This window comes from Rhodococcus sp. R1101 (assembly GCF_000278445.1).
GTDB lineage: Bacteria > Actinomycetota > Actinomycetes > Mycobacteriales > Mycobacteriaceae > Rhodococcus > Rhodococcus gordoniae.
This window is the reverse complement of sequence record NZ_AJVB01000158.1, coordinates 1-7,905: the sequence shown is the minus strand read 5'-3', so window position 1 is coordinate 7,905 and position 7,905 is coordinate 1. Positions and strand designations below refer to the sequence as shown.

General features: G+C 68.8%; 10 protein-coding genes and 1 pseudogene. 3 read left to right on the top strand and 8 right to left on the bottom strand.

Annotation, left to right across the window (positions count from 1 at the left end):
- Positions 1-411 (top strand): hypothetical protein (locus tag R1101_RS26500; RefSeq protein ID WP_016933652.1); only part of this gene is annotated, 411 nt, incomplete at its 5' end.
- Between the two features lie 57 nt (positions 412-468).
- Positions 469-909: an SRPBCC family protein gene (locus R1101_RS0111895; RefSeq protein WP_016933651.1), complete on the top strand. Its 441-nt coding sequence runs from the start codon at positions 469-471 to the stop codon at positions 907-909.
- A 41-nt stretch (positions 910-950) separates the two neighbouring features.
- Here the strand turns inward: R1101_RS0111895 and R1101_RS0111890 are convergent, their stop codons facing one another.
- The 4 genes from R1101_RS0111890 to R1101_RS0111875 all read right to left on the bottom strand — a co-directional run bounded on the left by R1101_RS0111890 (position 951) and on the right by R1101_RS0111875 (position 3,488).
- Positions 951-1,400 carry a flavodoxin family protein gene (locus R1101_RS0111890; protein WP_026003178.1) on the bottom strand — a complete coding sequence of 150 codons (450 nt, stop codon included), beginning with the start codon at positions 1,398-1,400 and terminating at the stop codon, positions 951-953.
- A 145-nt stretch (positions 1,401-1,545) separates the two neighbouring features.
- On the bottom strand, positions 1,546-2,025 hold the full coding sequence (locus tag R1101_RS0111885; RefSeq protein WP_016933649.1) for a hypothetical protein: 480 nt from the start codon (positions 2,023-2,025) through the stop codon (positions 1,546-1,548).
- Positions 2,022-2,777, bottom strand: coding sequence for a 4-hydroxy-tetrahydrodipicolinate reductase (gene dapB, locus R1101_RS0111880; protein ID WP_198420263.1), 756 nt, complete (start codon positions 2,775-2,777; stop codon positions 2,022-2,024). Before dapB ends, R1101_RS0111885 begins: the two co-directional genes overlap by 4 nt.
- Positions 2,778-2,882: 105 nt before the next feature.
- Positions 2,883-3,488: a TetR/AcrR family transcriptional regulator gene (locus R1101_RS0111875; RefSeq protein ID WP_016933647.1), complete on the bottom strand. Its 606-nt coding sequence runs from the start codon at positions 3,486-3,488 to the stop codon at positions 2,883-2,885.
- 23 nt (positions 3,489-3,511) lie between these two features.
- Between R1101_RS0111875 and zapE the strand changes: the two genes are divergently transcribed.
- Positions 3,512-4,576: a cell division protein ZapE gene (gene zapE / locus R1101_RS0111870; RefSeq protein WP_232284733.1), complete on the top strand. Its 1,065-nt coding sequence runs from the start codon at positions 3,512-3,514 to the stop codon at positions 4,574-4,576.
- Here the strand turns inward: zapE and R1101_RS0111865 are convergent.
- From R1101_RS0111865 to narY, 4 genes and pseudogenes are all read right to left on the bottom strand, one after another.
- Positions 4,525-5,862 (bottom strand): M16 family metallopeptidase, encoded by a 1,338-nt coding sequence (locus R1101_RS0111865; protein ID WP_026003177.1) that lies wholly within the window; start codon positions 5,860-5,862, stop codon positions 4,525-4,527. The genes zapE and R1101_RS0111865 overlap by 52 nt on opposite strands.
- 85 nt (positions 5,863-5,947) lie before the next feature.
- Positions 5,948-6,679 carry a respiratory nitrate reductase subunit gamma gene (narI, locus tag R1101_RS0111860; protein WP_016933644.1) on the bottom strand — a complete coding sequence of 244 codons (732 nt, stop codon included), beginning with the start codon at positions 6,677-6,679 and terminating at the stop codon, positions 5,948-5,950.
- Complete coding sequence (gene narJ / locus R1101_RS0111855) at positions 6,676-7,362, bottom strand: nitrate reductase molybdenum cofactor assembly chaperone (RefSeq protein WP_016933643.1); 687 nt, start codon at positions 7,360-7,362, stop codon at positions 6,676-6,678. Before narJ ends, narI begins: the two co-directional genes overlap by 4 nt.
- Positions 7,359-7,905: pseudogene (gene narY / locus R1101_RS26495) on the bottom strand (nitrate reductase subunit beta); the annotation flags it as partial. The pseudogene narY and the gene narJ, both read right to left, overlap by 4 nt.

Sequence of the window (7,905 nt, the reverse complement as noted above, 5' to 3'; positions counted from 1 at the left end):
GAACTCGGCGACCGCACGGTCACCGTGCGCCTCGACGGCACCGACGCGGTCCTCGCCGTCCACAGCGAACCCGCTGCCCCGCACGAGGATCCGACGCCGTCCTTCGAGGAGATGACGGGCGACATCAGCCGGGTGACGCTGCGCCTCGTCGAGCAGATCAAGACCAAGGCGGAGGAAGCGGCCCAGCAGAGCGGCCTGTCGCTCAACTCCTGGATGGCGCAGGCCGTGCAGGGTGCCCTGCGGGAGCAGATGCGCTACCAACGCCGGGCCGACGAATGGCGCCGCCGGGGCGGCTGGGCCGAGCCCACCCCGACCGCACCCACCGAGCAGCAGCCGTCCGAGCGCCACGACACCACCGGACCGGACGACACCGCCGGCCGCGACGACACGGATCCTCGCGCCGACACGTGAGGCACCTCACCGCGCGATAGAGTGCCGACGCACACAATCGGGCGACGCGGAGGGCGCATGGCGGTCAGCAGCACCAGGAGTTTCGACATCGACGCAACCCCGGAGCAGGTGATGGCCGCGCTCGCCGCGGTCGAACGCCTGCCCGAGTGGTCGTCGACCCACAAGTCGGTCACCGTCGAGTCCACCCACCCCGACGGACGACCCCACCGCGTACGGATGACCGTCTCGATCGTCGGCATCACCGACGAGCAGGTCGTCGAGTACTCGTGGAACGGGGACGAGTCGATGGCGTGGACGCTGGTGGAGAGCAGCCAGCAGCGGCAGCAGGACGGCGCCTACACCCTTGCCGCCAAGGGATCCGGCACGGCGGTCGACTTCTCGCTGACCATCGATCCGAAGATCCCCGTCCCCGGCTTCCTCGTCCGGCGCGCCGAGAAGATGGCCCTCGAGACCGCCGGGAAGGGACTGAAGTCGTTCACGGAGAAGAATTTCCGCTGATCGCGGGGGGGAAGGATGTCCGCTGATCGCGGGCGATCGATTCAGATCTCACCGGCTGCGGTCGCCGCGACGACGGCGCCGAGCTCGTAACACTGCTCGCGCACCTTCGCGTCGACCGGCCCGGTGATCTCGAGGTCGGCGGCGGCCTGTACGAGGCCCAGCCCGGTGGTCAGGCGGCGCACCGACGCCACCGCCCCGGCAATGTCGTTGTTCCCGTGCACCCACAGCCCGTAGGGGCGGCCGGCCACGGCGTCGAGACACGGATAGTAGACGGTGTCGAAGAAATGCTTGAGCGCACCCGACATGTAGCCGAAATTGGCAGGGGTGCCGAACAGGAAGCCGTCCGCAGCCAGCACATCGGGGACGGTGGCGCCCAGTGCGGGAACCACCCGGACGGTGACGCCCGCGATCTCCGGATCCCGAGCACCGGCCAGTACCGCTTCCAGGATCTCGCGGGTGGGCGGCGAGGGGGTGTGGTGCACCACCAGCACCGTGCGGGATCCGTCCCCGCGTCCCGTCTCGCCCGGTCCTGCCTGGTCTCTCGCAGCCTCGTCCGTCACATCAGCAGGCTGCTGCACCCGTGCGGGGTTGTCAAAGCCGCTCGCCGCTCAGGGAAGTCGACCGCAACGTGCGGCTTCAGGAACCGGTGCGGCCGTCCCGTTCGAGCTTCTCGAGCGCGACGGCCCGACGCATGGTCTCGCGCGCACGACTGCGGTCGCCCGCATGGTCGTAGGCGCGCGCGAGCCGGTAGGAGTTGCGCCAATTGTCGGGGTCTGCTTCCCATTCCTGCTTCACGGTCGCGAACAGTTCGTCGGCGGCGTCCCGCTCGATCCGGCCCGACGGCATGCGAGGCAGATCGTCGATGTCGAGTTCGAGCCCTTCGTCGTGGATCCGCTGCGCGAGGTGCTGATGCTGCAGGCCGGCTCGGATGGTCGCGTAGACGATCCAGGCACCGACGACGGGGAGGATGAGGATCCCGATTCCCAGCCCGACCCCCGCGAACTCGCCGGATCGGATCAGCTTCAGGCCCGTGGAGCCGAGCAGAACGAAGTAGAACCCCAGCGCCACCACGATGAACGCGATGGGCACGAGGACTTTCAGCAGGCCGGTTCTCACAGGTCGAGGAGAGGATCGATTCCGACGGTCAGTCCCGGCCGCCGACCGATCTCTCGCACGCCGAGCAGCACGCCGGGTGCGAAGGAGGACCGGTCGATCGAGTCGTGCCGGATGGTGAGGGTCTCGCCCTCGGTGCCGAGCAGCACCTCCTGGTGGGCGACGAGCCCGGCGAGACGCACGGAGTGCACTCGGACACCGTCGACGTCGGCGCCACGTGCGCCCTCGAGTTCGGTGGTGGTGGCGTCCGGACTCGACGCCACCCCCGCCTCGGCGCGTGCCTGTGCGATCAGTCGAGCGGTGCGGAAAGCCGTGCCGGACGGAGCATCGGCCTTGTTCGGGTGGTGCAGCTCGATCACCTCGACCGAATCGAAGAACCGGGCCGCGGCCTGGGCGAAGCGCATCGACAGCACGGCGCCGATCGCGAAGTTCGGTGCGATGAGCACGCCCACCTCGGGGCGGTCGGCGAGCCAGCTCCGCACGCGATCCAGCCGCTCGTCGTCGAAGCCGGTGGTGCCGACCACGGCGTGGATGCCGTTCTCGACGAGGAAGTGCAGGTTGTCCATGACGACGTCGGGATGGGTGAAGTCGACGACCACCTGGGTCTGCGAGCTCACGAAGGCGTCGAGGTCGTCGCCCTTGTCGACGGTGGCGACGAGCTCGAGATCGGGCGCGGCGTCGACGGCGGCGCAGATCGCCTGACCGACCTTGCCGGCAGCACCGAGTACACCCACCCGAACCGTTGTTGCATCCACTTGCGTCGTCACGCCCTTTCGTTGCCGTCTCCCCGGAAATCCTACGCAATCACCTGCGGATGTCCCGAGCGGGTCGCGTGCCGTCCACCGCTGCACACGGGCGTCCTACTGCCGGGCGCAGAGGGCGTCCAGCCAGAGACCGACCGTCGAACGGATCTCGTCGACCCGCACCGTCGCCGAACCCGAGGACGCGTGGGCGCGTGTGCCGTGGGTGTGGTCGAACAGCACTCCTTCGAGCAGCGTCACCAGATCCCGCGCCGCCGCGTCGGGGTGCGACGCACCGAGATCCCGCATGAGTCCCGTCGCGGCGGGGACGGAGAACATGCAGCCCGCCAGCGCCTCGGCCGTGTCGGGTTCGAGCTGCGCGTCGGTCGCGAGCGCGTAGCGGGCGAGCACGTCGGTCCGCCGCGCGGTGAGCAGTCGTTCGAGGTATTCCGCGATCAGGTCGGCGGGTCCGCGCGACTCGTCGCCGGGCGGCGCGGGGAACAGTGCGGCGAAGTCGGCGCGCGACCGTTCGGTGAGACGGGCAATCGCAGCCGCGACGAGGGCATGGCGGGTGCGGAAGTAGTAGGAGGTCGAGCCCTTCGCCAGGCCGAGATGCATGTCGATGCCCGTGTGCGTCACCGCGTGGTTGCCACCGCGGGCGGCAAGTTCGAGGGCTGCGTCGCTGATGGCCGTGCGCCGGGACGGGCGTTCGCGAGAGGTCGTCACTCTACGATGATAGAGTCGAGTTCGTGAGGTTGCGACGCCGCAGTGACCCCGTCATCTCGAACCCGGTCCCCCGAACCGTGTTCGACGACGCCGCGCGCAGCCGGGGATTCGTGCTCGATTCCGCGCAATACGACGCCGTCGAGCAGCTGTGCCATCCCGGTTGCCCGAACGTCTACCTGTGGGGGCCGCCCGGGCGCGGCAAGAGCTGGCTCGCCGACGTGTACTTCTCGGCGTTCCCCGGACGGAACAAACTGCGCATGCATTTCCACGAGTTCTTCCGCGACCTGCACATCGAACTCCGGCGGCACCGCTTCGATCTCGGAGCCGCCCTCGATCGTCTGACCGGCCACGCCGAACTCGTCTGCTTCGACGAGTTCCACGTCCACGACCCTGCGGACGGCACGTTCGTCGCCCGGTTGCTCCCCGCGCTGCTCGCTCGTCGCACGCGTCTCGTCCTGACATCGAACTATCCGCCCCACGAGCTGCTCCCCAACCCCCTCTTCCACGACGACTTCCTCCCGACGATCGAACTCGTCGAGCGCTCCACGACGGTCGTCGCCCTGGACGGACCGCGCGATCACCGGCTCGATTCCGACCACGTGCGGGGGTTCGCGTCGGGGATCTGGACGACGGGCACGTCCGACCGGCAGTTACGACTTCTGGGGCTCACCCGGCCCATACCGGCCGAACAACGGGTCCTGCACCCGGCGGGTCGCCCGCTGCGTGCGATGCGGGCCGACGAGGACTGTCTCTGGTTCGATTTCGGCGACCTCTGCGGGCACACCACGGCACCGGCCGACTATCTGGCGCTCGCGGCGGAGCACCTGTTCTGGGTCGTCGACGGGATCCCGGACCTGACGGCCGCGGGTCGGGAACCCGCCCAGCGGTTCGCCAATCTGATCGACGTGCTCCACGACCGCGACGTGCGGGTCGTGTTCGTCTCCGAGGTCGCGGTGTCGGAACTCGCAATCCCGGCGGGACCCGTCTCGCACGACATCGGACGCCTGCGGAGCCGACTGGCTCAGGTGAGGACGATTCAGGACACGAGGTCGCGGACCGAGGCAGGGAGATCGCGAGGCCTACGGTAGGGCCCGGCGACGGCGACCGCGAACGGCCGGTGCAGCAGCTCGGCTGCCACGCTGCGCACCTCCTCGGTCGACACCGACGAAATGCGTTCGAGGGTCTCGGTGATGCTCCAGTGCTGTCCGTAGCTCAGCTCGCTACGGCCGATCCGGTGCATACGCGCGCCGGTGTCCTCGAGCCCGAGAACGAGACCGCCACGCAGGGATCCCTTGGCGCGAGCACATTCCGCGTCGGTGATGCCGTGCTCGGCCACGTCGGTGAGCACCTCCCGGACCACGGCGGCGACCTCTCCGAGATTGTCGGGCTGGCAGCCCGCGTACACGGAGAAAGCGCCGGTGTCGGCGAAGGTGTCGGTTCCGGAGTACACCGAGTAGGCCAGACCCCGCTTCTCGCGCACCTCCTGGAACAGGCGTGAACTCAGACCGCCGCCGACTGCGGCGTTGAGCACCGACAGCGCCCAGCGGCGACCGTCGTGCCGGCCGAACGACCGCACACCGAGCGTGAGATGCGCCTGCTCGTTGTCGCGTTCGACGATGCTCGTCGTCGGGGGGGTCCGCAGTTCGAGTCGTCCGTCCCGGCAGGGCGCGGGTGCGGCCGCCTCGTCCAGGTGCCGGGCGAAGGCGCGGCGCACCAGTTCGACCGTGTGCGCGTGGTCGACGTTGCCGGCCACCGCGACCACCATCCGCGGCGGCGTGTAGCGGCGGACGTGGAACGAATGCAGTTGTGTCCGGGTCATGGACTCGATCGACTCGACGGAACCGATGATCGGCCGGCCGATGGGATGGTTGCCGTACAGCGCGGTGAGCAGCGAGTCGCCGAGCAGGTCCTCGGGATCGTCGTCGCGCATCGCGATCTCTTCGAGCACCACCTGACGTTCCACGTCGACGTCCGCGCTCAGGCACCGCCCGCGCAGGACGACGTCGGCGACGATGTCGACGGCGATCGGCAGGTCGTCGTCGAGCACGTGTGCGTAGAAGCAGGTGTGTTCCTTGCTGGTGAACGCGTTGAGTTCACCGCCGATCCCGTCCATCGTCTCGGCGATGTCGAGGGCGGTGCGCGTCGGTGTCGCCTTGAACAACAGGTGTTCGAGGAAGTGGGCGGCACCGGCGACCGACGGCTGTTCGTCGCGGGATCCGACACCGACCCACACACCGACCGCCGCGGAGCGCACTCCCGGAACGTGCTCGGTGACGACCCGCACTCCCCCGGGCAGGACCGAGCGCCGGACGCCGGTGTCCGCGACGGGCGCGGGGGTCGAAGCGTCGTTCTTCACGTGGGAACTGGAAGCCATGGGGATCTTCGGTGGTCCTGACAGGTGGGAGGGCGCGGAACATTTCACAGTACACCGGAGCCCTCCCTCGGCAGCGGGCGCTCACTCACCACCCACGCCGTTGCGGTTGCGAACCCACGAGCCGGCCGGGGCGCGCCTCCTCCCGGCTGCGGTAGACGATGTACGGCCGGAACAGGTACCCGATGGGCGCGCTGAACGCGTGGACGAGACGCGTGAACGGCCAGATGGCGAACAGGACGAGACCGATCAGGGCGTGCAACCGAAAGCTGAAGGGTGCCTCCACCATCAGATCCCCGCGGGGCTGCAGCACCCAGATCGACCGGAACCACGGCGAGACGGTCTCCCGGTAGTTGTGCTCTTCGCCGACGACACCCGATCCCATCAGGGTGGTCGCGAGACCCGCGACGATCGCGGCGACCAGCACGACATACATGAACTTGTCGTTCGGTGTCGTGGCGCTGAAGACGGGCCCGCGGGTGCGGCGGCGGTACACGAGCAGGGTGATCCCCACGAGCGTCGAAACGCCGGCGATGGTGCCGAGCAGGATCGCCTGGACGTGGTAGGCATGCTGACTCAACCCCACCGCGGCGGTCCACGACTGAGGAATCACCAGGCCGATGACGTGTCCGACGATCACGACCAGGATCCCGAAATGGAACATCGGGCTCGCGATGCGCAGCAACCGCGCCTCGTACAACTGGGACGAACGCGTGGTCCATCCAAACTTGTCGTATCGGTACCGCCACCAGGTGCCCACCACGACGACGGCCAGTGTCACATAGGGCACGACGTCCCAGAAGATCTCTCCTGCGCTCATGATTGCGGGGCTCCTGGTCTCGGGCCGGTCCGGTCGGCCCGGGGCGGCACGGTGAGGGTGAACGGCTGCAGACCGATCGATTCCCGGGGCGGCCCCGCCTGCGCGAGACGCCGGACCCGTTCTTCGTCCTGGCCGGTCACCGGCGGGAGGGTCGCACAGACCGCCGCGACGACCTGCGCGTACGGGGAGCGCGCGTCGCGCAGGGAAGCGTGCAGCACGTCCAACGCCACCCGATAGCGAGTGAGGAGTTCCTCCCCGGAGGCGGGATCGACGTTCGCGGTGAACTCGAGGACCACCGGGAGATGGTCGGGCGACTCGTGCGCAGGAGGCACGACACCCGCGGCACGATAGACACTCGCGAAGGCGTGCATCTCGGCTCCGCGGTTGCGAGTGTCCCCCGACGTCCAGTAGGTCAGGTACATCGTCGAACGCCGCCGCAGGTCGAAGGTCTCGACGTACTGCTGTGCCGTGGAGAGAAGGTCTTTCGCGCCCAGTTCACGAGCGGCCGTAGCCAGCATGTCCTTTTCGGGCCCGGTCATGTGCTCGAGAAACTGGTCGACCGTGCCGAGCCGTTCACGGTGCCCCTCGTCGGGATAGGCGAGCAGCAGGGACGCGGACTGACGGACGAGACGGTGGTGCAGGGCGCGATCGGAGGCCGCGCGTCGTGAACGCAGCAGTCTCATCGTCGGTCCCCGTCCCCGCCACGTCCCCCCGGGAACATGCCGGTCGGCACGCCTTTACCGTCCCAGTTGAGCAGGTTCACCCGCGAGGGATTCGACGCGTTCGCCCCCAGGCCTTCGCTGGTCTGCCGCTGGGCGAGAGCGTGGAAGGTTTCGACCGCCACCGGGACGGGGGCACCACTGGCCTCACCGAACGGACCGGAGTCGTACATCCCGGGTCCACCCTCGTAGGACAGCGCGCAGTCCGTCGCGGTCTCCTCCAGCCGATGACCTTCGGCCGCGTACGCGGTCGGGATGACGTACCGCTCGTCGTACTTGGCGAGCGCGAGGAGCCGGTACATCGCGTAGATCTGCTCTTCGCTCATGCCGACGGATTCGGGGATCTCGGGACGGGTCTCGCGTCCCAGATTGATGTCGCGCATGTACGAGCGCATCGCGGCGAGCCGACGCAACACTGCCTCGACGACACCGGTGTCTCCGGCCGTGAACAGTTCCGCGAGGTACGCGACGGGGATGCGCAATGCGTCCAGGGCGCCGAAGAGATTG

Bases quoted from the DNA above. Each gene is read 5' to 3' on its own strand.
- R1101_RS0111865 (WP_026003177.1), bottom strand. From the start codon at position 5,862: ATGGCTTCCAGTTCCCACGTGAAGAACGACGCTTCGACCCCCGCGCCC.
- R1101_RS0111895 (WP_016933651.1), top strand. From the start codon at position 469: ATGGCGGTCAGCAGCACCAGGAGTTTCGACATCGACGCAACCCCGGAG.
- narI (WP_016933644.1), bottom strand. From the start codon at position 6,679: ATGAGCGCAGGAGAGATCTTCTGGGACGTCGTGCCCTATGTGACACTG.
- narJ (WP_016933643.1), bottom strand. From the start codon at position 7,362: ATGAGACTGCTGCGTTCACGACGCGCGGCCTCCGATCGCGCCCTGCAC.